General features: G+C 65.2%; 24 protein-coding genes. 12 read left to right on the top strand and 12 right to left on the bottom strand.

From position 1 onward, the window contains the following. Positions 1–9: 9 nt before the first annotated feature. From AC1PQG_RS21335 to AC1PQG_RS21290, 10 genes are all read right to left on the bottom strand, one after another. Positions 10–567, bottom strand: coding sequence for an NADH-quinone oxidoreductase subunit B family protein (locus tag AC1PQG_RS21335; RefSeq protein WP_481119750.1), 558 nt, complete (start codon positions 565–567; stop codon positions 10–12). Further along, positions 564–1,271: a 2Fe-2S iron-sulfur cluster-binding protein gene (locus tag AC1PQG_RS21330; protein ID WP_481119749.1), complete on the bottom strand. Its 708-nt coding sequence runs from the start codon at positions 1,269–1,271 to the stop codon at positions 564–566. Before AC1PQG_RS21330 ends, AC1PQG_RS21335 begins: the two co-directional genes overlap by 4 nt. Continuing rightward, a complete protein-coding gene (locus AC1PQG_RS21325; protein WP_481119748.1) occupies positions 1,268–3,079 on the bottom strand; it encodes an NAD(P)H-dependent oxidoreductase subunit E in 1,812 nt (603 codons plus the stop codon). The genes AC1PQG_RS21330 and AC1PQG_RS21325 overlap by 4 nt, the downstream gene beginning before the upstream one ends. 78 nt (positions 3,080–3,157) lie before the next feature. Then, on the bottom strand, positions 3,158–4,312 hold the full coding sequence (locus AC1PQG_RS21320) for a MalY/PatB family protein (RefSeq protein ID WP_481119747.1): 1,155 nt from the start codon (positions 4,310–4,312) through the stop codon (positions 3,158–3,160). 25 nt (positions 4,313–4,337) lie between these two features. Then, on the bottom strand, positions 4,338–5,270 hold the full coding sequence (gene cysK, locus AC1PQG_RS21315) for a cysteine synthase A (RefSeq protein WP_481119746.1): 933 nt from the start codon (positions 5,268–5,270) through the stop codon (positions 4,338–4,340). Positions 5,271–5,386: 116 nt separating this feature from the next. Beyond that, positions 5,387–5,872 (bottom strand): D-glycero-beta-D-manno-heptose 1-phosphate adenylyltransferase, encoded by a 486-nt coding sequence (rfaE2, locus tag AC1PQG_RS21310; RefSeq protein ID WP_481119745.1) that lies wholly within the window; start codon positions 5,870–5,872, stop codon positions 5,387–5,389. Positions 5,873–5,950: 78 nt separating this feature from the next. Further along, positions 5,951–7,111: a cardiolipin synthase ClsB gene (gene clsB, locus AC1PQG_RS21305; protein ID WP_481119744.1), complete on the bottom strand. Its 1,161-nt coding sequence runs from the start codon at positions 7,109–7,111 to the stop codon at positions 5,951–5,953. 10 nt (positions 7,112–7,121) lie between these two features. Further along, the gene (locus AC1PQG_RS21300) at positions 7,122–7,874 is read right to left on the bottom strand and encodes an endonuclease/exonuclease/phosphatase family protein (protein WP_481119743.1); all 753 of its coding nucleotides are present in this window, start codon (positions 7,872–7,874) and stop codon (positions 7,122–7,124) included. 112 nt (positions 7,875–7,986) lie between these two features. Then, positions 7,987–9,087, bottom strand: coding sequence for a quinolinate synthase NadA (nadA, locus tag AC1PQG_RS21295; protein WP_481119742.1), 1,101 nt, complete (start codon positions 9,085–9,087; stop codon positions 7,987–7,989). 18 nt (positions 9,088–9,105) lie between these two features. After that, the gene (locus AC1PQG_RS21290; protein ID WP_481119741.1) at positions 9,106–9,558 is read right to left on the bottom strand and encodes a rhodanese-like domain-containing protein; all 453 of its coding nucleotides are present in this window, start codon (positions 9,556–9,558) and stop codon (positions 9,106–9,108) included. 63 nt (positions 9,559–9,621) lie between these two features. Between AC1PQG_RS21290 and AC1PQG_RS21285 the strand changes: the two genes are divergently transcribed. From AC1PQG_RS21285 to AC1PQG_RS21235, 11 genes are all read left to right on the top strand, one after another. Beyond that, on the top strand, positions 9,622–10,800 hold the full coding sequence (locus AC1PQG_RS21285) for a cation diffusion facilitator family transporter (RefSeq protein ID WP_481119740.1): 1,179 nt from the start codon (positions 9,622–9,624) through the stop codon (positions 10,798–10,800). Positions 10,801–10,997: 197 nt separating this feature from the next. Continuing rightward, complete coding sequence (gene glnA / locus AC1PQG_RS21280; protein WP_481119739.1) at positions 10,998–12,407, top strand: type I glutamate--ammonia ligase; 1,410 nt, start codon at positions 10,998–11,000, stop codon at positions 12,405–12,407. Between the two features lie 175 nt (positions 12,408–12,582). Next, entirely contained in the window at positions 12,583–13,026 is a 444-nt protein-coding gene (locus tag AC1PQG_RS21275) for a DUF4124 domain-containing protein (RefSeq protein ID WP_481123040.1), read from the top strand. Positions 13,027–13,096: 70 nt separating this feature from the next. Continuing rightward, on the top strand, positions 13,097–14,170 hold the full coding sequence (glnL, locus tag AC1PQG_RS21270) for a nitrogen regulation protein NR(II) (RefSeq protein WP_481119738.1): 1,074 nt from the start codon (positions 13,097–13,099) through the stop codon (positions 14,168–14,170). An 84-nt stretch (positions 14,171–14,254) separates the two neighbouring features. Next, positions 14,255–15,661: a nitrogen regulation protein NR(I) gene (gene ntrC, locus AC1PQG_RS21265; protein WP_481119737.1), complete on the top strand. Its 1,407-nt coding sequence runs from the start codon at positions 14,255–14,257 to the stop codon at positions 15,659–15,661. A gap of 180 nt (positions 15,662–15,841) precedes the next feature. Beyond that, the gene (locus tag AC1PQG_RS21260) at positions 15,842–16,645 is read left to right on the top strand and encodes a biotin--[acetyl-CoA-carboxylase] ligase (RefSeq protein WP_481119736.1); all 804 of its coding nucleotides are present in this window, start codon (positions 15,842–15,844) and stop codon (positions 16,643–16,645) included. After that, positions 16,645–17,364: a type III pantothenate kinase gene (locus AC1PQG_RS21255; protein WP_481119735.1), complete on the top strand. Its 720-nt coding sequence runs from the start codon at positions 16,645–16,647 to the stop codon at positions 17,362–17,364. The genes AC1PQG_RS21260 and AC1PQG_RS21255 overlap by 1 nt, the downstream gene beginning before the upstream one ends. A gap of 70 nt (positions 17,365–17,434) precedes the next feature. Then, the gene (locus AC1PQG_RS21250) at positions 17,435–18,145 is read left to right on the top strand and encodes an SPOR domain-containing protein (protein WP_481119734.1); all 711 of its coding nucleotides are present in this window, start codon (positions 17,435–17,437) and stop codon (positions 18,143–18,145) included. After that, positions 18,142–18,765, top strand: a complete 624-nt coding sequence (coaE, locus tag AC1PQG_RS21245; protein WP_481119733.1) for a dephospho-CoA kinase — start codon at positions 18,142–18,144, stop codon at positions 18,763–18,765. The genes AC1PQG_RS21250 and coaE overlap by 4 nt, the downstream gene beginning before the upstream one ends. A gap of 54 nt (positions 18,766–18,819) precedes the next feature. Further along, positions 18,820–19,575, top strand: a complete 756-nt coding sequence (zapD, locus tag AC1PQG_RS21240; RefSeq protein ID WP_481115882.1) for a cell division protein ZapD — start codon at positions 18,820–18,822, stop codon at positions 19,573–19,575. Next, positions 19,575–19,781 (top strand): DNA gyrase inhibitor YacG, encoded by a 207-nt coding sequence (locus AC1PQG_RS21235; protein WP_481119732.1) that lies wholly within the window; start codon positions 19,575–19,577, stop codon positions 19,779–19,781. The genes zapD and AC1PQG_RS21235 overlap by 1 nt, the downstream gene beginning before the upstream one ends. Here AC1PQG_RS21235 and AC1PQG_RS21230 read toward each other — a convergent pair whose 3' ends face one another. After that, positions 19,782–20,720, bottom strand: coding sequence for a Nudix family hydrolase (locus AC1PQG_RS21230; RefSeq protein WP_481119731.1), 939 nt, complete (start codon positions 20,718–20,720; stop codon positions 19,782–19,784). It abuts the gene before it with no gap. Next, positions 20,717–21,580 (bottom strand): ATP-binding protein, encoded by an 864-nt coding sequence (locus tag AC1PQG_RS21225; protein ID WP_481119730.1) that lies wholly within the window; start codon positions 21,578–21,580, stop codon positions 20,717–20,719. The genes AC1PQG_RS21230 and AC1PQG_RS21225 overlap by 4 nt, the downstream gene beginning before the upstream one ends. A gap of 186 nt (positions 21,581–21,766) precedes the next feature. Between AC1PQG_RS21225 and mltA the strand changes: the two genes are divergently transcribed. Beyond that, positions 21,767–23,017, top strand: coding sequence for a murein transglycosylase A (gene mltA, locus AC1PQG_RS21220; RefSeq protein WP_481119729.1), 1,251 nt, complete (start codon positions 21,767–21,769; stop codon positions 23,015–23,017). Positions 23,018–23,070: the final 53 nt, after the last annotated feature.

The raw sequence follows: 23,070 nt of genomic DNA, 5'->3' as shown, positions 1-23,070 counted from the left end.
GTGTGAACCTCAGTCGTAATGCAGCAGTCCGCCCGCCAGCCGAGGTGTGCGGCCGGCGATCAGGTCGGTGAGGAATTTCCAGATCGCCGGGCCAGATGGCGGGCAGCCGGGCAGGAAGTAATCGACGCGGACCACCTCGTGGATCGGCCTCACCTTGTCGAGGGGCAGCGGCAGCTCCGGGTCGTTGGGGATCTGTCCGTTCTCGAGGCCAGGTCGGAACTGGTAGACCTCCCGCAGGCATTCGGACAACGGCAGGTGGTTGCGCTGGGCCGGCAGGCCGCCATTGACCGCGCAGGCACCGAGGGCGATCAGGGTCTTGCAGTGGCGGCGGAACTCGCGCAGGACGTGGACGTTTTCTGCGTTGCAGACCCCACCTTCGATGAGGCCGATGTCGCAGGGGCCGACGTCCTTGATGTCGGTCAGCGGCGAGCGATCGAACTCGACCAGCTCGACCAGTTCGAACAGATGCTCGTCGATGTCCAGGAAGGACATGTGGCAGCCGAAGCAGCCGGCCAGCGAGGTGGTCGCGACGCGCAGCTTGCGGGCAGGGGCGGGAGCCGGGCTCATGATTCCTCCTCCTTCAGCGTCTTGCTGCGGATCGTCTCGGTATCGAAGGTCCGTTCGCCGATCGGTACCGCAAAGCCGCGGCCCTTGGGCAGGATCACGCCAACTGGGCAGATGCGCGCGGCCAGGTCGTCCTTCGAGAAGTTGGTGTCGGCCAGTCGGCCGGACTCGGCATTGACCGTCAGGTGCTTGTGGATGCCGCGGCCGGTCAGCGCAAACACCGACTTGCCGTCCACATCGCGGCTGGCGCGCACGCACAGTTCGCAGAAGATGCAGCGGTTGAAGTCGAGCAGCATGTCCGGGTGGGAGGCATCCACGGGGCGCTCCGGGAAGAAGTGGCGGAAGCGCGGCGTGAGCATTTCGTACTCGTAGCCGAGGGCTTGCAGCTCGCAGTTGCCGCTCTTTTCGCAGGATGGGCAGAAGTGGTTGCCTTCGACGAACAGCATTTGCAGCAGGCCGCGTCGCTCGCCGTTCATCTCCGGGGTGTTGCTCTCCACCTCCCAGCCTTCCTTGGCTGGTGTGGCACAGGCGGACACGTGGCGGCCGGCAGCCTTGACGATGCACAGCTTGCAGCTGCCGTGCGGCGGGAAGTCCTGGTGCCAGCACAGGCTGGGAATGTAGTGGCCGGCTTTGCGGGCCGCTTCGAGGATGGTCTGGCCGTCCTCGAAGGGAACCGGCTGGCCGTCGAGGAGAAACTGTTTTGTCATTTTTCTTCTTCCTCGTGAGTGTGCAGGTGGGCGCCGGGGTCGTCGCGGGCGGTGAGCTGGCGGGCTTCGGCTAGGGCTGCATCGAGGTCGAAGGCCGGTTCGAAATCCAGCGACACCAGGCGCCGCTCGTAGGCCGGGCGGAATTTCTGCAGCGTGTCGATCACCGGGTTCGGTGCGGCGCTGCCGAGGCCGCAGTGGCTGGCGTTCTTGAGCAGGCGGTCGAGCCAGTCGATGTCGGCCAGGTCGGCCTTGGCGCCGTGGCCGTCGGCGAGCTTGTCCATGAAGCCCTGCAGCAGTGAAGTGCCAACCCGGCACGGGGTGCAGAAGCCGCAGCTCTCGTGGGCGAAGAAATGCACAAAGGCGCGGGCAACGTCGAAGAGGTCGCGGCTGCCGTCGAAGATCATGAAGGCGCCGGCGGTGGGGACGTCCTCGTAGGCGATACGGCGCTGGAATTCGTAGCCGGCCAGGCACACGCCGGCCGCGCCACCGACCTGCACGGCCTGGGTGTCGCTGGCGCCGCAGTCTTCGAGGATGCGGGCGATGGGCACGCCGAAGGGGTATTCGTAAATGCCCGGCGCTGCGCAGTCGCCGGAGATGGACAGGAGCTTGGTGCCGGCCGACTGGGCGGTGCCGCTGGCAGCGAAGGCCTCGCCGCCGCCGAGGGCGATCAGGCAGGTTTTGGCCAGAGTCTCGACGTTGTTCACGACCGTCGGGCGGCCCAGGTAGCCCTTGGTGACCGGGAAGGGCGGGCGGATCCGTGGCGTGCCGCGCTTGCCCTCCAGGGATTCGATCAGTGCGGTTTCCTCGCCGCAGACGTAGGCGCCGGCGCCCAGGTGGATGCGGATGTCGAAGTCGAAGCAGGGCTCGTGCAGGATGTTGCGGCCGAGCAGGCCGGCCTCGCGGCGGAGGGCCAGTACGGCTTCAAGCTGCGGCAGCAGGTAGCGGTATTCGCCGCGCAGGTACAGGAAGCCCTCCGACGCACCGACCGCCCAGGCGGCCAGCGTCATGCCTTCGAAGATCAGGTCGGCGTAGCTGTTGAGCAGCACCCGGTCCTTGAAGGTGCCTGGCTCGCCTTCGTCGGCATTGCAGACGATGATCTTGGGCTCGCCCGACGCATTGCGGGCGCTGGCCCATTTGACAGCTGTGGCGAAGCCGGCGCCACCGCGACCGCGCAGGTTGGATTTCTGCACTTCCTGCAGCCAGCCTTCGCGGCCCAGCTCGATGACGGCGGCCAGCGCCGCGCCAGGCTTCATGTCCAGGTTGAGCAGGCTGTCCTTGCGGCGGATGTTGTCGCCGATCTGGAAATACTCGGCGGGCCACAGCTCGAGAGGGCGCTGCTGGCGGATCATCTCGGCGATCTCGTTGATGCGCCGGTGGGTCAGCTGGCCGATGGCGCGGCCATTGACCAGCATGCCCGGTCCCTGGTCGCAGAGGCCGGTGCAGGAGGTGGTGGCGATGCTCACCAGGCCGTCTTCCGACAGCTTGCCGGGTTCGATCCACAGCTTGCGGCACAGGGCATCCATCAACTCGGCATTGCCGAGCATGCGGTCGGTGATGTTGTCCGAGAACAGCACCCGGTAGCGGCCGACCGGCAGGGTGTAGAGAAAACTGTAGAAGCCGGCGACCCCTTCGACCCGGCTGCGCGGGATGTGCAGCGATTGGGCGATATGGGTAAGGGTTGGGGCCGGCAGCCAGCCTTCGAGATCCTGAGCTTCGATCAGGATCTGCAGCAACTCGGTCGGGTAGTGGCCGTGGCGCTGAAGAACGCCGTCGAGGGCGGCGGTCGGGGTGGCAGGGAGAGCACTCACAAGAACCTCCGGCTGCAGGTGGCAACGCACAAAGTATGCGCGCCGGGAAGCCGGGATTCTTGCGCTAGATCATGAAACTCAGGAAATGACCGCGTGGCGTATGCGTGCCAGGCCCTCTTCCAGGCGGGCCGGCGGGCAGCCGAAATTGAGGCGTACGAAGCCTGGCAGCCCGAAATCCTTGCCGTCGGACAGGCCGACGCCAGCGGCTTCGAAAAAGGCCGCTGCATTGGCGATACCGCGGGCGGCGAGGAACTCGCGGCAGTCGATCCAGGCCAGGTAGGTAGCTTCGACGGGCGTGGTGGCCAGGCCCGGCAGGCGGTTGATGACGTCCACGACGCGGGCCGCATTGGCGCGCAGGGTACCGATCAGCGCCTCCCGCCACGGGCCGCAGTCCCGGTAGGCAACTTCGGTGGCGGCCAGCCCGAGCACATTGACGTGGGGCACGATGCCCGCCATCGCGCGCTTGTAGCGGGCGCGCAGGCCTGCGTCGGGGATGATCGCGAAGGCGCAGTACAGGGCTGGGATGTTCCATGTCTTGGACGGCGCCATCAGTGTGATGGTGCGTTTAGCCACGGACTCGTCGAGGGACGCGATGGGAATGTGCGGCTTGGCGGGATCGAGGACCAAGCCGCAGTGGATCTCGTCGGAGCAGATCACGAGATCGTGACGTTCCGCCAGCGCGGCGATGCGGCCGAGTTCGTCCCGGTCGAAAACACGGCCGACCGGGTTGTGCGGATTGCACAGCATGAACAGGCGCACGCCGTCGGCCATGGCAGCCTCGGTGCGGCTCCAGTCCCATTCCCAGCGCGTGCCGTGCTGGAGCAGCGGTGTGGTGACCAGGCGCTGCTCGAAATTGCCCGGCGCGTGCAGGAAGGGCGGATAGACCGGCGTGGCAGTGAACACCCCGTCACCCGGCTGGCCGACCGCGCGTACCGCGACGTTGAAGCCGGTGACAACCCCTGGCAGCCACACCAGCCACTCCGGCTTGATCTGCCAGGCGTGGTCGCGGGCGATGCCGTCGATGACCGCCTCGGCTACGCTGGGCCACGGATCGGCATAGCCGAATACGCCGTGGTCGATGCGCGTGTGGAGGGCTTCCAGTACCGCCGGCGGGGCAGCGAAGTCCATGTCCGCTACCCACATGGGGATCACGTCGTGGCCGGCGTAGCGGCGCCACTTGATGCTGTCGGAGCCGGCCCGCTCAGGGCCGGTGTTGAAGTCGAAGGTCGTCAAGCCGGGATCTCGCTGAAGGGGAGGGTCAGACTTCCAGATGCTGATAGAGCACGGTGGACAGGTAACGTTCGCCGAAGGACGGGATGATCACCACCACCAGCTTGCCGGCGTTCTCCGGCCGCTCGGCCACCTGCAGTGCGGCCCACACGGCGGCGCCGGAGGAGATGCCGACCAGCAGGCCTTCGTCGGTGGCCAGCTTGCGGGCGGTGTCGAGGGCGGCGTCGTTGGGCACCTGCACGATCTCGTCGTAGATCGAGGTGTTGAGGATGGCCGGCACGAAGCCGGCGCCGATGCCCTGGATCGGGTGCGGGCCGCGCTGGCCGCCGGACAGCACCGGGCTGGCGGCGGGTTCGACAGCGATGATCTTGACGCCCGGTTTGCGCTCCTTGAGCACTTCACCGACGCCGGTGATGGTGCCGCCAGTGCCGATGCCGGACACGAAGATGTCCACCTGGCCGTCGGTGTCGGCCCAGATCTCCTCGGCCGTGGTCTGGCGGTGGATGGCCGGGTTGGCGGGGTTCTCGAACTGCTGCGGGATGAAGTAGCGGGCGTCGGCGGCAGCCAGTTCGGCGGCTTTTTTCAGCGCGCCGGGCATGCCTTCCGGACCCGGAGTCAGGATCAGCTCGGCGCCGTAGGCCTTGAGCAGGAGCTTGCGCTCGCGGCTCATGGTCTCGGGCATCACGAACGCACACTTGTAGCCGCGCGCCGCACAGACCATCGCCAGGCCGATGCCAGTGTTGCCGGAGGTGGGCTCGAGGATGATGGTGTCGGGCTTGATCTTGCCCGCAGCTTCGGCCGCATCGAGCATTGCCGCGGCGATACGGTCCTTGACGCTATGAGCTGGATTGAAAAATTCCAGCTTGAGGGCGAGGGTGGCGCCGTTGGCGGGGGCCAGCCGGTTGAGCTTGACGAGCGGGGTGTTGCCGACCAGTTCGGCCACATTGTTGGCGATACGCATGGCGTTTCTCCTCGTTGGGAAAATGGTTATTGTTTCTCTAATTCATTCTAGAACTAGCGGCCAGCATTCCATAGATCGAAAGCGCATATGCAAATAATCGCCCACCGGCGGCGGGCTTAAAGACGCCGGATCTTTTCGAGTAGTGCGGTGGTGGAGCGTTGGTGTTCGAAAGGGATCGAATGCACGCTGCCGCCGCGGGCAAGGGTTTCGGGGGCGCCGACGATGCGGTCCGGGGCCCAGTCGCCGCCTTTGACCAGTACGTCGGGCTGGCATTCGAGAATGCGGGCGATCGGCGTGTCTTCGTCGAACCAGGTGACCAGATCGACGCAGCCGAGGGAGGCCATCACCGCGAGGCGGTCTTGCAGCGTGTTGATCGGCCGGTCGTCTCCCTTGCCCTGGCGGCGCACCGAGTCGTCACTGTTGAGGGCGACGACCATCGCCGCGCCGAGGGCGCGGGCCTGGGCCAGGTAGGTGACGTGGCCGCGGTGCAGGATGTCGAAGCAGCCGTTAGTGAACACCAGCGGGCGCGGCAGCGCGGCGATCCGCTCGCGCAGGTGGTCAGGCGGGCAGATCTTGGCTTCGAAGGCGGGGGCGGAATACATGGCGGCAGGGCAGTTCGGAAACTTGGAAGCCTCGTATGGTAGCCGCTGCCATGCCGTCTGGCGCTGTGCGGATCGTTTTCAGTGGTGGTTGCCGTAGCCGGCAATGCCGATCATCAGCCGTACCAGTCCGTAGGCTGCCCAGTTGAGCAGGCGCTGCAGGCGGGGGCCCCGCTGCCAGCTGGCGGCGGAGATTTCCTGCCCGCCGTCGCGGATCGCTTGGGTCAGGCGGCTGCGCAGGCGCTCGGCGAAGCCGGTGTCGCGGACCACCACGTTGGCCTCGCGGGCCAGCAGCAGGCTGAACGGGTCGATGTTGGACGAGCCGACGGTGGCCCAGCGCCCGTCGATGACGGCCACTTTTGCGTGCAGGTAGCTGCGGTGGTATTCGACGATGCGCAGGCCGCCGGCCAGCAATTGGCCGTAGAGGGCACGGGTGGCTCGGTGTTGTAGGGGATGATCGGCGAGACCCTGGACCAGCAGTGTGATCTGGACGCCGCGTCGTGCCGCTTCCAGCAAGGCCTGGCGGAAGCGGCGGCCAGGCAGGAAATAGGCGTTGGCGAGGATGATTTCCCGCCGGGCGCCAGCAATACCGAGCAGGTAGGCATTTTCGATGTCGCGTCGATGGCGGATGTTGTCGCGGATCAGGAAGGCGGCCTCGACGTCGCCGCAGGGCTGTGGCATGAAGGACGGGCTGGCCGGCAGACGCAGCCGCCGGCGGAAGGAAGCCCAGGCGACCAGTTCCCACACGTGGCGCACGCCGGCGTGGATGGGGCCGAGCAGGGGGCCTTCGATGCGCACCGCGTAATCGTGGCGAGGCGCATCAAGGCTCGGTGCCTCGTAGTCGCTGATGATGTTGATGCCGCCAACGAAGGCGATCCGCCCGTCGATGACCGCCAGCTTGCGGTGCAGGCGGCGCAAGCGGCGGCGGCGCAAGGGTAGGGCGCCGACCTCGCGGCGGTAGATCAGCACGTTGACGCCGGCCTCGCTCAGCGGTTCGAGCAGTGTGGCGACGAATTCCCGCCCGCCGAAGCCATCCACCAGCAGGCGCACGGTGACGCCGCGGGCGGCGGCGCGTGTCAGCGCGGCGGCGATCGTCCGGCCGATGTCGTCATGGGCGAAGATGTAGGTCTCGAGGAGGATCTCGTCGCGGGCGTCGTCGATGGCCGCCTGCAGCGCAGGGAAGAATTCGGTTCCGTTCTCCAGCAGGGTCAGCACATTGCCGCGCAGCCAGGTCGTGCTCATGGGGCGGCGGTCAGCGGAGACGGATCTGGGCGGTCAGTGGCGCGTGGTCGGAAATCTGGCTCCATGGGGCGCCGTAGTGCACCTCGGCCCGGTCGACCGCGAAGCCGCGCACGTAGATGCGGTCCAGGCGCAGCACTGGCAGCGTGCTCGGAAAGCTGCGCGCCGGGCGGCCGCGGATCGACGTGAAGACCTCCGTCAAGCCGAGCGGCGCAGTCAGGCAGTCGTCGGCGTGGTTGCGCCAGTCGTTGAAGTCGCCGGCAATGATCAGCGGTGCGCCGTTCGGGGCCAGCGTGTCCAGTCGCTTGACAAGGGCCGCCATCTGGCGGCGCCGGCTGCCGGCGGTGAGGCCCAGGTGCACGCAGACGCAATGTACGGGCTGCTTCACGCCGTCGACGCGGATCTCGCAATGGAGCAGGCCGCGGCTCTCGAAGCGGTGGTCGGAGACGTCCTGGTTGGCCTGGGACAGGATGGGATGGCGGCTGAGGATCGCATTGCCGTGGTGGCCGTGGTCATATACCGCATTGCCGCCGTAGGCCGTCTGCTGCCATACGTCGCGGGCGAGGAATTCATGTTGTGGCTGTTGCGGCCAGTCTGGGTGGCGGCTGGCGTGGCGCAGGTGCATGCCCTGGACTTCCTGCAGGAATACCACGTCGGCGCCCAGCAGGCGCAGGCGGTCGCGCAGTTCGTGGATGGCCAGGCGACGGTTGAACTGGGAGAAGCCCTTGTGGATGTTGTAGGTGCAGATGTGCAGCGTGGTGCTCATCGCGGTCTCCTTTTTTCCTGCATTCTGCGCCTGTCGCCGGTTTGTCGCATCTTGCGCAGTTCCATGCAAAACGGCGCCCGCAGGCGCCGTCGTGGGCTGGCGAGGGGCGCGCTCAGGATACTGCGAGCATGCGCTCGAGGGCGACCTTGGCCAGCGCGGCCTCGTGTTCGGGCACCGTGATGCGATTGACCACCTTTCCTTCGGCGAGGTTCTCGAGGGTCCAGGCCAGGTGCTGCGGGTCGATGCGCTGCATCGTCGAGCACATGCACACGGTCGGGGCCATGAACTGGACGATCTTGCCCTCGTGCTTTACTTCCTCGGCGAGACGGTTCACCAGGTTCAGTTCAGTGCCGACCAGCCAGCGGGTACCGGGGGCGGATTCCTTGACGACCTTGATGATGTACTCGGTGGAGCCGACGAAGTCGGACTGGCGGCACACTTCCAGCGCACTCTCCGGGTGGGAGATGACCTTGCCGTCCGGGTACTGGTTGCGGAATTTGATGATGTGGGCCGGCTGGAACATCTGGTGCACCGAACAGTGCCCCTTCCAGAGTAGGATCTTGGCCTTCTTGATCTGCTCGACGCTGAGGCCGCCGTATTCCTGGTCGGGATCCCACACCACCATCTCGTCGAGGGGAATGCCCTTGTTGAAGCCGGTCCACCGGCCCAGGTGCTGGTCGGGGAAAAACAGCACCTTCTCGCGCTGCTTGAATGCCCAGTCGAGGATGGTGGGGGCGTTGGTGGAGGTGCAGACGATGCCGCCGTGCTCACCGCAGAAGGCCTTCAGGTCGGCCGCCGAGTTGATGTAGGTGACCGGCGTGATCAGTGTGTCGGGGGTGTCCAGTACTTCGGACAGCTCGCGCCAGCAGCGCTCAACCTTGGCCAGGTTGGCCATGTCGGCCATCGAACAGCCGGCGGCGAGGTCGGGCAGGATGGCCTGCTGGTGCGGCTTGGACATGATGTCCGCCACTTCGGCCATGAAATGCACGCCGCAGAACACGATGTATTCGGCGTCGGTTTCGGCGGCGAGGCGCGACAGCTTGAGGGAGTCGCCGGTCAGGTCGGCGTACTGGTACACGTCGGCGCGCTGGTAGTGGTGGCACAGCAGCACGGCCTTGTCGCCGAGGCGGGCACGGGCCGCGCGGATGCGCTCATGGGCGTCGGCGTCGCCGAGGGTGTTGAAACGGTCGAAACTGATCGGTACGGCTTGCATCGATTGAGTCCTGTTGGTTCAGCCCTGGTTCCATGGCAGGCCGGCATGGCGCCAGCCACCGACCGTGTTGCGGCGCCCGTTGGCGTCCTTGTCGCCTTCGAAGCCTTCCAGGATGTTGTAGGCATTGGTGAAGCCCGACGCCGCGGCCAGCGTGGCGGCCGCATTGGAGCGGGCGCCGCTGCGGCACAGGAACATCACCAGCGCTTCCGGATCGACCTGGCGCTTGAATTGGGCCAGAAAATGCGGATTCGGTTCATTGCCCGGATAGAGCATCCATTCGATCTCGACGGAGCCCGGCACACGCCCGACCCAGTCCCATTCGGCGCGCGTGCGCACATCCACGAGCCGGGCGCCGGGGGCGAGCTGGAGGACTTCCCAGGCTTCCTTGGGCGTGAGACTCCCGGTGTAGGGAACGTTCAGGCCTTGGCCGCGTTCCTGCGCGAGGGCGAGTGTTTCGCTTAATTTTCCCATGGCGGACATCCGGCTAGAATGGCGGGCTTGCGAGTATACCCCCGGCCCTACGGGCTGCAAGTCATGTCTTTCGAAGCTCATCCCGTCTCCGCGCCGGACGAGGCCCTCGACGCCGACCGCGCCCGCCAGGCTCAACGGGCGACCTGGGTCAGCGTCGCCGTCAATGTCGTGCTGACGGTGCTGCAGATCACCGTCGGCCTGATCTCCCACGCCCAGAGCCTGGTGGCCGACGGCATGCACACGCTGTCCGACCTGCTCGGCGATTTTCTGGTCCTGTTCGCGAGCCGTCACGGGGCGAGCCCCGCTGATGAACTGCACCCCTACGGCCACGGACGCTACGAGACGGCCGCTTCGCTGGTGCTGGGGCTGGTTTTGGCCGGTGTCGGGGCCGGATTCTTGTTGACTGCGGCCGTTCGCCTGCAAAGCCTGGAGTCCTTGCCCCAGCTGCATCCGATGGCGCTGTGGATGGCCTTGCTGACTCTCGCCGGCAAGGAAGGCCTGTTCCGCTACATGCTGGCGGTGGCACAGCGCCTGCGTTCACCGATGCTGGTGGCCAATGCCTGGCATGCGCGCGCCGATGCGGCGTCGTCGTTGGTGGTGGCGGTAGGCATTGGCGGCAGCCTGCTCGGTTATCGCTTTCTCGAGCCTCTTGGGGCCGCGCTGGTCGGTTTCATGATCCTGCGCATGGGGGCGATGCTCGGCTACGAGGCGCTGCGCGAGCTTATCGATACCGGCGTGCAGCCCGATGAGGTCGCCAGGATCCGCGAGACGGTGACGACGACCCCCGGCGTGATCGATGTTCATGAATTGCGTACCCGCCGCATGGCCCATCGGGTGCTGGTGGATGCCCACGTCCGCGTGGATGCGCGGATCAGTGTGTCGGAAGGGCACCGCATTGCCGAACTGGCCCGCCATCGGGTACGCAGCCGTCATGAGGATGTGCTCGACGTGCTGGTGCATGTGGATACCGAAGAAGACCAGATGGCCGCGCTGGGGCGCACACTGCCCGGCCGTGAGGCGCTGGTCGCCGAACTCGATGCATTGCTCGGTGACGTGCCGCAGGCGGCACCGGCCGTTTTTCACTACGTCGGCGAGCGCGTGGAGGCCGAGGTGTATCTGCCCTTCGAGTGGTGTGCCGATACCGATCGGCTGGCGGGCCTGCAGCAGCGGCTGCGGGATTACGGCAATGGTGCATCGTCCCACTGGGGACAGATTGCTCTGCTCTGCAAAATTGCACTGTAATGGTGCATTTTGATTTTTTGCGCACGAATGTAGTGCATGTTTTTTTAAGAACCTCGCGCATTAGCCTTATGGCACAATGAAGTGTTTTCAATCGCGTGCTGGCATGCTTGCTGCTTGTTGGTTCCGTCGACTGAATTGTCGTAATAATTGACCTTTATCCACTGCGCAGCAGCTTCAACCCGTTAGGAGTGAGTTATATGACCCCGCAAGACGTCATGAAGATCGTCCAGGAGAACGAAGTCAAGTTCGTCGACTTCCGCTTCACCGACACCAAGGGCAAGGAACAGCACGTCGGCGTGCCCATCAGTGCTTTCGATGAAGACAAGTTCGAAAGCGGTCATGCCTTTGACGGTTCCTCCATCGCGGGCTGGAAGGGTATCCAGGCCTCCGACATGCTGCTGATGCCGGACCCCAACACCGCCTACATCGATCCGTTCTTCGACGAAACCACTCTGGTTCTGACCTGTGACGTGATCGACCCGGCCGATGGCAAGGGCTACGACCGCGATCCGCGCTCCATCGCCAATCGTGCCGAGGCTTACCTGAAGTCTTCCGGCATTGGCGACACCGCCTTCTTCGGTCCGGAACCCGAATTCTTCATCTTCGACTCCGTCGAGTGGAAGGTCGGCATGTCCGGCGCCTACCACAAAATCTTCTCCGAAGAAGGTGCCTGGTCTTCCGACATCAAGTTCGAAGGCGGCAACACCGGCTACCGTCCCGCTGTGAAGGGCGGCTACTTCCCGGTTCCCCCGGTCGATTCCTTCAACGACATGCGTGCCGCCATGTGTCTGGCTCTCGAAGCTTGCGGCGTGCCGGTTGAAGTGCATCACCACGAAGTGGCGACTGCTGGTCAGAACGAAATCGGCACCAAGTTCAACACCCTGGTGCGTCGTGCCGACCAGACCCAGATCACCAAGTACATCGTTCAGAACGTCGCTCACCAGTACGGCAAGACCGCGACCTTCATGCCGAAGCCCATCGTTGGCGACAACGGTTCCGGCATGCACGTGCACCAGTCCATCTGGAAGGACGGCAAGAACCTGTTCGCTGGCAACGGCTACGCTGGCCTGTCCGAAACCGCCCTGTACTACATCGGCGGCATCATCAAGCACGCCCGCGCTCTGAACGCGATCACCAACCCGCTGACCAACTCCTACAAGCGTCTGGTGCCCCACTACGAAGCTCCGGTGAAGCTGGCCTATTCCGCCAAGAACCGTTCCGCTTCCATCCGTATCCCGTTCGTCAACAGCGAAAAGGCTCGTCGCATCGAGACCCGTTTCCCGGATCCGGGCGCGAACCCCTACCTGTGCTTCGCTGCGCTGATGATGGCTGGTCTCGACGGCATCCAGAACAAGATCCACCCGGGCGACCCCGCCGACAAGAACCTGTACGATCTGCCGCCGGAAGAAGACGCGCTCATCCCGACCGTCTGCTCCAGCCTCGAACAGGCTCTGGAAGCCCTGGACAAGGACCGCGAGTTCCTGACCCGTGGTGGCGTGTTCAGCAATGACTTCATCGACTCCTTCATCGCCCTCAAGAGCGAAGAAGTAAACCGTCTGCGCGTCGAAGTGCACCCGGTCGAGTTCGAGATGTACTACGCCATCTGATCTTTGGGTCGGAGCCGGTCAGCGTGCTGGCTGGCTGCTGCGTTGAAAAAGGACGGGATCATTCCCGTCCTTTTTTTGTTTCCGGGGCCTGGGTTTGTGTTTGTCCCGCCCGGCCCCTAAACTATCTGCCGCTTCCGGTTTCCACTGTCCGACGATGAGTCTACGAATAGCCTTGGTGCTGGCCGCATTGTTGTGTTCGCCGCTGGTGCGTGCCGACATCTTCAAGTGTGTCGATGAAGCGGGTCATGTGACCTATACCAACAGTAAGACCTCCGCCAGAGGGTGCAGTGTTCTGGCCCGGGATCAGGCGGTGTCGTCGGTGCCTAGTGGGGGAGGTCGGCCTGCAGCCCAGTCCGCCTCGGTTGGCTCCGCTTCCAGTGGTTCCGCCGGTTTTCCGCGGGTTGATGCGGGTACGCAAAAGGCGCGTGATACGGATCGTCGCCGGATTCTTGAAGAAGAGCTCGGCGCGGAGCAAAGTGCGCTGGATGTTGCCAGCCGGCAACTGGCCGAGCAGGATTCAGCACGCCGTGGTGGTGATCGGCAGCCGTTGAAGGACAAGATCCAGCTGCATGAGCGCAATATCGAGGCCCTGAAGCGCGAGATTTCCAATTTGCGCTAAATTCAAGTTGGGGTGAGGTTGTCTGGATGCAGTATGCTCGCCTGGTCTGCTTCTTGCATTGGGCCCTCGTATGCAAAACGATCAGCTCGACACAACGCCCCCCGCCTTTGCCGGTCTGGAGCTGCTGTCTTCGGCAGTAGTCCTGATCGACGACGAATTCGTGGTCCGTTACCTCAATCCAGGGGCGGAGAACCTGTTTGCCGTCAGCAGCCGCAAGATCATCGGTTTCTCCTTGCGGCGCCTGCTCGGGGAGCCCGCCGGACTCGATGGCGCCCTGAACAACGTTTTGCGGGATAACTGGAGCTACACGGGACATAATCTGACCGTCAGCCGTCCCGGCATGGTGGCCCTGCATCTGGACTGTACCGTCACGCCGGTCGAAGTAGCTGGGGCGCGCCTCCTTCTGGAATTCCGCCCGATGGACGCGCACCTGAAAGTGGCACGGGAAGAACAGCTGGCGCACCAACAGCAGGCGAACCGGGAACTGATCCGCAATCTGGCTCACGAGATCAAGAATCCCCTTGGCGGAATTCGCGGTTCGGCCCAATTGCTGGAGCGAGAACTGGACGATCCCCAGCTGCGGGAATACACGCAGGTCATCATCGCCGAGGCGGATCGCCTGCAGGACCTGATGAACCGCTTGCTCACGTCCCACCGCATGATGCAGCCGTCGCAGCTCAATCCCCACGACGTGCTGGAGCGCGTGCGGCGCCTGATCCTGGCGGAATTCCCGTCCGTCGAGGTGCGTCGCGACTATGACACCAGCTTGCCCTGCATCACCGGCGACCGGGAGCAACTTATCCAGGCCATTCTCAACATCGCCCGCAACGCGGCTCAGGCCATGCAGGGGGATGGGGAGATCGTATTGCGCACCCGGGCAGCCCGGCAGATCACGCTGGCGAAGCGCCGCTTCAAGCTGGCATTGCAGTTGCAGGTCATCGACAATGGGCCGGGCGTGCCGGAAGAGATCCGCGACAAGATCTTTTATCCGCTGGTTTCGGGGCGCGAAAACGGCAGTGGTCTGGGGCTATCGTTGGCGCAGAGCTTCATCGACCAGCATCAGGGTGCGATCGATGTGGATTCCCGTCCGGGGCGCACTTGTTTCACCGTCTTTCTGCCTATTGCACGGGAAGCGGATGCTTAAGGCTTGAATAGCTGATGCACCTTATTGGTGCGTGAATTGTGAGGCAGAGTACTGCCGTGTTTCACTCTTGTGCGTGTGAATGATATGAATGCAGCCGTCTGGATAGTTGATGATGACCGCTCGATCCGTTGGGTGCTCGAAAAAGCCCTGGCTCGGGAGGAAATTCCGTACAAGAGCTTTGGTACTGCCGGTGAAGTCATGTCGGCGCTGGAGGGGGCGACCCAACCTCCGCGCGTGTTATTGTCCGATATCCGGATGCCCGGTGAGTCGGGTCTGGCCCTGCTGAGCAAGGTCAAGGCACGTTTCCCGCACATGCCGGTCATCATCATGACCGCGTACTCCGATCTGGACAGCGCCGTTGCGGCCTTCCAGGGCGGTGCGTTCGAATACTTGCCTAAACCTTTCGACGTGGATCAGGCCGTCGAACTGGTGCGTCGTGCGATCGACGAAAGTGCCCACCAGGCCGGCACCGAAGAGGTGCTCAGCGCCGTGCCCGAGATCCTCGGCCAGGCGCCGGCGATGCAGGAGGTCTTCCGCGCAATCGGCCGTTTGTCCCAGTCCCACGCCACCGTGCTCATCAACGGTGAGTCGGGCACCGGCAAGGAACTGGTGGCGCGCGCGCTGCACCGCCACAGTCCGCGCCGGGACGCACCCTTCATCGCGATCAATACTGCGGCGATTCCGCGAGATCTGCTCGAATCCGAACTGTTCGGCCACGAGCGGGGTGCCTTCACCGGTGCGCAGACCATGCGTCGCGGGCGTTTCGAGCAGGCGGAAGGCGGTACGCTTTTCCTCGATGAAATCGGTGACATGCCGGCTGAGTTGCAGACGCGGCTGCTGCGCGTGCTGTCCGACGGCAACTTCTACCGGGTCGGCGGGCATCAGCCGATCAAGGCTAACGTGCGGGTCATTGCCGCGACCCACCAGAACATGGAGGATCGTGTCCGCCAAGGCCTGTTCCGCGAGGATCTCTTCCATCGCCTGAATGTGATCCGGCTGCGCTTGCCGCCACTGCGCGAGCGGCGCGAGGATATTCCGCCGCTGGCCAAGCACTTTATCGCGCTGTCGGCGCAGGAGCTGGGTGTCGAGGCCAAGCGCCTGTCCGACGCGACGCTGAAGTATCTGCAGAGCCTCGACTTCCCCGGCAACGTGCGTCAGCTGGAAAATCTGTGCCACTGGCTCACGGTGATGGCCCCCGGTCAGACCGTCGAAGTCGTGGACCTGCCGCCCGAGTTGAAGGACCAGCCGACCCGCGAGCTGCCGGCCAACTGGGGCGACGCCCTGATGGCGGAGGCGGACCGGGCGCTGGCGCAGAATCCGGGCGAGGTCTTCGACCGCCTGAGCCGGGACTTCGAACGGATCCTGATCCGTCGCGCGCTGGCCGCTACCGGTGGGCGGCGGATCGAGGCGGCCCAGCTGCTGGGCATCGGCCGAAACACGATCACCCGCAAGATCCAGGAGCTCGGGCTCGAAGAGTCAGACCACGCCTGAGCGAGTGGGGGGGCACCATCGGGCTCCCTGTCCGACGGGCCGGTGGTCGCGCCTCCTCCTGCCAGATCAAGCAACAATCTGGCGCGGCTCTGCAGTGGTCGGATTGCAGCTGCCCGTTTCTCACCTTTGCTGCCTTGGCTCATAATGACCGGCTTGTTTTCAACAGCCGGGAAGTGATTCTTGGACCATTCCGCTTACGAGGCCCTCAGCGGGGCAGAGGTGGCTGCTGCCCTTGGCGGTGACGCCGCCGGGTTTTCCGTGGTGCTCCTGCCGGAGTGCGACTCCACCAACAGCCGCCTGCTGGCCGATCCGCCGCCGGACGATGGGCGTGTCCACGTGCTGGCTGCTGATGTGCAGACGGCTGGCCGTGGCCGACGTGGCCGGGTCTGGCAGTCTTGGCCGGGTGCCAGCCTGACCTTCTCGGCTCTGTGGCGTTTTGAGCCGGGGGCGCCGGTGCCGGCTGGCCTGTCCCTGGTGGCTGGCCTTGCCGTGGCGAGGGCGCTGGAGGATCTCGGCGTGGAGGGCGTGCAGCTCAAATGGCCCAACGACGTGCTGATCCATGGCCGCAAGCTGGCGGGCATCCTCATCGAGTTGTTGCCGGGGCGTGGCAGAACGCCGGCCGCGGTGATCGGGATCGGCATCAATCGGCGCCTGCCGCCGGATGCCGGCGTCGACTATCCGACCGGCGTGACCGATCTGGCGGCCTGTCTGGGGCAGCCGCCGAGCCCGAGTCGATTGCTCGGTGTGGTGCTGGCTCACTTGAACTGCCTGCTCGACATCTATGCCGCCGCCGGTTTCGGTGCGCTACGCGGTGCTTGGCAGCAGCGTAATGCCTTTGCCGATCTGCCGGTGCGCATTTTCGGGGAGGCCGAAGAGCTGGCCGGGACCTGTCTGGGGGTCGATGAGGACGGTGCCTTGCTGCTGCAGGCCGCCGATGGCGTGCGCCGGGTGCTGTCGGGCGATGTTTCCCTGAGGATGGCCTGATGGATCTGTTGCTTGACGTGGGCAATACCCGCCTCAAGTGGGGGCTCCATGACGGTGCCGGCTGGAAGGGGCAGGGAGCAGTCCTGCTGACCGCGCTGGATGGTTTTGCCGATGTGCTGGCCGGGCTTGGGCCGATCCACCGCATGCTCGGCGCCAATGTGGCGGGTGCTACTGTTGGAGGGCGGCTGGGGGCGATGCTCGCCGCCGGTCAGGTGGAGTCCACGTGGATCCGGCCGCAGGCTGAGGGCCATGGGGTCGTCAATCGCTACCTGGAGCCGGCCCGTCTTGGTGCGGACCGCTGGGCGGCACTCGTCGGCGCCCACGCGCTGCATGCCGGCGGGGCGCTGGTGGTGACGTCGGGCACCGCCACGACGGCGGACGTGCTCGATGCCGCCGGTGTCTTTCAAGGGGGGGTGATCCTTCCAGGGTTGGACCTGATGCGCCTGTCCCTGGCCCGCGATACGGCCCAGCTTCCCTATTCGGACGGCCGCTTCGTCGCCGCGCCTCGGCGGACGGCGGATGCCATCGTCAGTGGCTGCCTGCAGGCCCAGCTCGGAGCTATCGAGCGCATGTTTCGCCTTGTGGGCAACGAACCATCTGCCGTCTGCCTCCTCAACGGCGGTGCGGCGGCGACACTGGCGCCGCACCTCGAATGCCCGGTGCGTGTGGTGGACAATCTGGTTCTCGAAGGCCTCGTCCGCATGCTGGCCGAAGCTTGAGGCTTCGTACGCTGTTCCGCCTGTGGCGGGTGCCTTTTCCGCATGCGGCGGATACGTTAGTCTTGCGGACATGGCCTCATTGCGCGTGTTCGTCATCGTCCTGCTGTTCGCCAATCTGCTCGCCCTGTCCCTTTGGAAGGGCTGGCTGGGCGGAGAGCTCCATCATGGGGAGCCGGAGCGGCTGAGCAATCAGCTGAATCCGGAAGGAATCCGTCTGGTCGGCGAGGAGCCGCGCCCGCCGGTTCGGCGGGCGCCCGTGCCGGTAGTGCCGCCGCCGGCTGTGGAAAGGAAGATCGAGGAAGCGCCTGCCCAGGAGACCGTGGCGCCGCAGGCTTGTGTGATCTTCAGTGGCCTGAGCGCCGATCAGGCGCGGGAATTGTCGGCGCGTATCGCCAAGGCCGGCTCTGGCTTCAAGCTGACCGAGGGCCGTGGTGAAGCGCCCTCGTCCTGGTGGGTGCATGTCCCGTCGCAAGGTAGCAAGGATGCTGCAGACAAGAAGGCCGCCGAGTTGCGCAAGCTCGGTGTCTCCGATCTTTTTGTCATGCAGGAGGCCGGGCCGAGCCAGTTTGCGATCTCTCTTGGCCTGTACAAGAACGAGGCGGCGGCCAGTCGCCAGCTGGAAGCCTTGAAAGAGAAGGGTGTGCGCGGTGTCCAGGTGCTGGCGCGCGGTGGCGGTGCCTCTCGTCTTGAGGTGCGCGGGCCCAGCGACACGCTGGCTACCGTGGTCAGTGATCTCTCAGAACGCCTGCGGGGCGTCAATCGTCTCGAGTGCACGCCATGAGCGAACACGCCTTTGTCGTAGGTTTGACCGGTGGTATCGGCAGCGGCAAGAGCGCTGCGGCTGATCTCTTTGCCGAGCTGGGGGCGACCGTCGTCGATACCGACCGCATTGCCCATGCGCTGACCGCGTCGGGTGGGGCCGCGATGGCGGCGATCCGCGAGGCTTTCGGGGCTGGGGTGATCGCCGAGGATGGTTCCCTGAATCGTCCCGCCATGCGCGCGTTGGCCTTCGAGGATCCCGACGTGCGCAAGCGGCTCGAAGGCATTCTCCATCCGATGATCCGTGAAGAGAGCGACCGCCAGTGCAGGGAGGCGCATGCGCCCTACGTGGTGCTGGTGGTGCCGCTGCTGATCGAGTCCGGGACTTATCGCGGGCGGGTGCAGCGCCTGTGCGTTGTGGATTGCCCGGAAGATGTCCAAGTCGAGCGCGTCGTCAGCCGCAGCGGCCTCGAGGCCTGCCAGGTGTGGGCGATCATGGCGGTGCAGGCCCGGCGGGCCGACCGCCTGGCGGCGGCGGATGACGTGGTGGACAACAGTGGTGACCTGCCACAGCTACGGGAGCAGGTTGCCAGTCTGCATTGCCGTTACCTGGCGCTCGCCGCGCAGCGGGAGGGCGTGTGATATGATTCGCGCCGGTCAGACCGACACCTTTCCATTCGATATTCAGGCGCGCGCGTGATCACTTACGAATATCCGCTCAACGAGAGGATCCGGACGCTCCTGAGGCTGGAAGACCTTTTCGACAAGGCTGCGCATTTCCTGGCATCGGACGGCGCGCTTGAACACCATGTAGCCTTGCTGACACTATTCGAGATCCTTGAGGTCGCCAGCCGGGCGGATCTGAAAGTCGATCTCGTGCAGGAGCTCGAGCGCCAGCGTCAGATCCTGCTGTCCTTCCGCAACAATCCCCAGATTTCCGAAGATGCGCTGTCTGGCGCCCTCTACGAGATAGAACAGGCGTCGGCGTCCCTGCTCGCGATGGCGGGCAAGACCGGCCAGTATCTGCGCGAGAACGAATGGCTGATGAACATCCGCAGCCGCGCCGCGATTCCGGGCGGGGCCTGCGAGTTCGACCTGCCGTCCTATCATCACTGGCTGAACCGGGATCCGGAGTTGCGCCGCCATGATCTGAGTGCCTGGCTGCAGCCGTTGCTGCCGATCCGCGATGGCCAGGCGATCGTGCTGCGCCTGCTGCGTGCCAGCGGCCAGCCGGAAGACCTGACCGCGCTGCACGGGGCCTTCCAGCAGACCATGGGGGGGCGTACCGTGCAGATGATCCGCATCCGCCTGCAGGGCGGGGCTCACTGCGTGCCGGAAACCAGCGCCAACAAGTACGCTCTCAACATCCGTTTCATGAATGCCGAAACCGTCACCCGCCCCGGGCAAGTGGATGTGGATGTGGCATTTCAGCTGACTTTCTGCAATCTCTGATGGAAAAGCCGCGTGCACCTCGCGAGGTGAAATGCCCGACCTGTGGGGCGCCCGTTATGTGGGGGCCGCAGAGTCCCCATCGTCCGTTCTGCTCGGAACGCTGCCGCAAGATCGATCTGGGCGCCTGGGCGTCCGACGCGTACCGGGTGGAAGGGGAAACGCCTCTCGACGACGAGACGGATCCCCTGTCGCGCTTCGGCCGCTGATCAGTCTTTCCAGATCGACCGTATTGCCGCGATGCCGTGGGCGCCGGCCGCCTTGGCGGTGTTGAGGTCATCCGCATCGAGGCCGCCCACTGCGAACACTGGCAGCGGCAGGTTGCGCACCCGCTCCGCAAAGACCTCCCAGCCCAGTCCCGCCTGGCCTGGATGGCTTGAGGTGGTTTTCACGGAGCCCAGCATCGCGTAGTCGAGGCCCAGCGCAGCTGCGTGTTCGAGCTCCGCACGGCTGTGGCAGGCTGCGCCGACCCATTCGAAATCCGGTCGTGTCGCCGTGCTGGTCAGCAGATGGCCGGGCAGGTGTACGCCATGGGCGTTGCTGCGGCGGGCCAGTTCCATGTCGCCATTGAGCAGCGCGATGGCGTCGGCGGCACGGCAGCGGGCGACGACCTCCCGTGCAAAGTGTTCCCGCTCGCTTTCGGCCAGGCCGGCTTCACGGATTTGGATCAGACGCAGACCGTTGGCGAGGGCCTTGTCGATACGCGCCAGCTGGGTGGCCACGCCGACTTCTGTCGCCTGCGTGATGCCCATCGTGCGGGGCAGGCGCAGCGCCTTCAGGATCGGGCCGTTGGCCGGCAGCATCGGCTCGACGGTCATCGCGTCGGCCTGTTGCCATGAGAGCGCGGCATGCACGCGGTCGTGGATCTCGCCGTGCCAGGCCGGCACCTCGAAGAAATGCAGGCTGACGTGGGCGTGTTCATAAACGTGTTCGCGGGTCAGCCACGGCCAGGCTTCGTCCACTTGCATGTCGAGTTCTTCGTGCAGTTCGCGGATCAGCGCGTCGCGCGGGGTCTCGCCGGGTTCCACCTTGCCGCCCGGGAATTCCCAGTAGCCGGCGTAGAAGGTGTCGGCAGCGCGCTGGCCGACCAGGAAACTGCCATCGGGCCGGGTGATCACCGCGGCTGCCACATGGACGATCTTTTTCATGCTTCGAAGCGCCCCGCGTAGTCACGGGCGAACTGCCAGGCTACCCGCCCGCTGCGCGAGCCGCGCAGCAGCGCCCATTGCAGCGCATCGCTGCGGGCGGCCGGAATGGCTTCGGCGGGCACGCCGAATTCGCCCAGCCAGTGCTTCACCACCGCCAGGTATTCGTCCTGGCTGAAAGGGTAGAAGGAGATCCACAGGCCGAAACGCTCGGACAGGGAGATCTTTTCCTCCACGGCCTCGGAGGGATGGACCTCGCCGTCTTTGTGGACGGTGGCGGCGTTCTCGGCGAAATACTCCGGCATCAGGTGGCGCCGGTTGGAGGTGGCGTAAATGAGCACGTTATCCGGCACCGCGGCGAGGGAGCCGTCGAGGATGCTCTTGAGGGCCTTGTAGGCCGGTTCGCCATCTTCGAAGGAGAGATCGTCGGTGAACAGGATGAAGCGTTCGGGGCGGCCTTCCAGCAATTCGACGATGTCCGGCAGGTCCACCAGGTCGTCCTTGTCCACTTCGATCACGCGCAGGCCGTCGGCGGCGAATTCGTTGAGCACCGCCTTCACCAGCGAGGACTTGCCGGTGCCGCGGGCGCCGGTGAGGAGCACGTTGTTGGCGCGCTTGCCGGCCAGGAACTGGCGCGTGTTGGCGACGATGCGTTCCTTCTTGTCGTCGATGTCCTGCAGATCGTCGAGACGGATCTGGTGCGGATGGGCTACCGGCACCAGCCCGGCGGTGTTGCGCCGACGGCGCCAGCGGAAGGCGATCGCGGCGTTCCAGTCGGGGGGCGTGGGGGCGGCGGGGAGGATGGCTTCGAGGCGTTCGAGCACCCGCTCGGCGCGGGCGAGAAACTGGTTCAGGTCAGTCATGGGGAGGGGAATCCGAGTCCTTGTTCCTAGGGCTGCGCAGGGCCAGTCCGACGATGGCGAGCAGCACGGCGGCGACGCCGAGTTCAAGACCGATCAACCACATGGGGTGTCCTTCTGTGCGCCCGGCCGGCGAACCGGTGGTTATACTGAAACGGTTGTTCTGCAAGCCGTGAGTGTACCCCATCCATGTTCCGCCCCTTTCCCCGTCTGTCCGTCGTTCTGGTCTCATCCCTGCTGGCCGCTTGTGCGAGCGCTCCGAAGCCGGTCGGCGATGCCGGTTGTGCCCATTGTGCGCCGCCCGCCCATACCCCGGCCGCGCCGGCCGCAGCCACACCGTCTGGTGCGGCCCCTGCCGCGCGCAGTGGTGGCGTCGTGCCGCAAACGTTGAGCCGGCCGCTGTTGTCGTCGTCCTGGTCCGATCTTCCCGGTTGGGGGAGCGATGCCCTGGATGAGGCTTGGCCGGCTTTCCTGGCGTCCTGCCGTGCGCTGACGCGTCAGCCGGTGTGGCAGACGCCTTGCGATGCTGCCAAGTCCCTGGGAGCGCGCCCCAGTGCCTCGGCGGTGCGCAGCTTCATGGAGGCTCGCTTCAATCCATGGCGGGTCGTCAATCCCGATGGGACTCAGGAGGGCCTGGTGACGGGCTATTACGAGCCCCTGATCAAGGGCAGCCGGACCCGTTCGAAGAGCTACCAATGGCCGGTGCTGGGCGTTCCGGAGGATCTGCTGACCATCGAGTTGGGCGATATCTTCCCCGAGCTGAAAGGGCAGCGGGTGCGGGGCCGCCTGGTCGGCAACAAGGTCGTCCCGTATTTCTCCCGCAGCGACATGGCGCGCCAGCCCGACAAGTTTGCCGGCAAGACGATCCTGTATGCCGAAGACCCCATCGAGTTGTTCTTCCTGCAGGTGCAGGGGTCGGGGCGTGTGCAGCTGCCGGACGGTGGTGTGGTTCGACTGGCCTATGCCGACACCAACGGCTACGCTTACCAATCGATAGGGCGCTGGCTGGTGGATCGCGGCGAAATCAAGATGGAACAGGCATCGATGGATGGCATCAAGAATTGGGCGCGGGCCAATCCGGCGCGTCTGCAGGAGTTGCTGAATGCCAATCCGAGCTACATCTTCTTCCGCGAGGTGGCCAGTTCTGCCGGTGGGCCGGTCGGTGCCATCGGGCAGCCGCTGACGGAAGGGCGCAGCATGGCAGTGGACCCGCGCAGCGTGCCGCTGGGCGCGCCGGTGTTCTTGTCCACGACCTACCCCAACAGCCCGCAACCCTTGCGTCGCCTGATGCTGGCGCAGGATACCGGTAGTGCGATCAAGGGCGGCGTACGCGGGGACTTCTTCTGGGGCTTTGGCGCCGAGGCGGGCGTGCAGGCCGGGCGGATGCGCCAGAAGGGCGAGATGTGGGTGCTGTGGCCGCGGGACCAGGTGCCTCGCTGAGCCAAGCGGCGGGCGGCTGCAGCAGGGAATAAGTTTTGCGTTATTTCATTGTT

This window comes from Zoogloea sp. GDB6 (assembly GCF_056724105.1).
The sequence above is the reverse complement of the archived record's forward strand: the minus strand, read 5'-3'. Positions and strand labels throughout refer to the sequence as shown.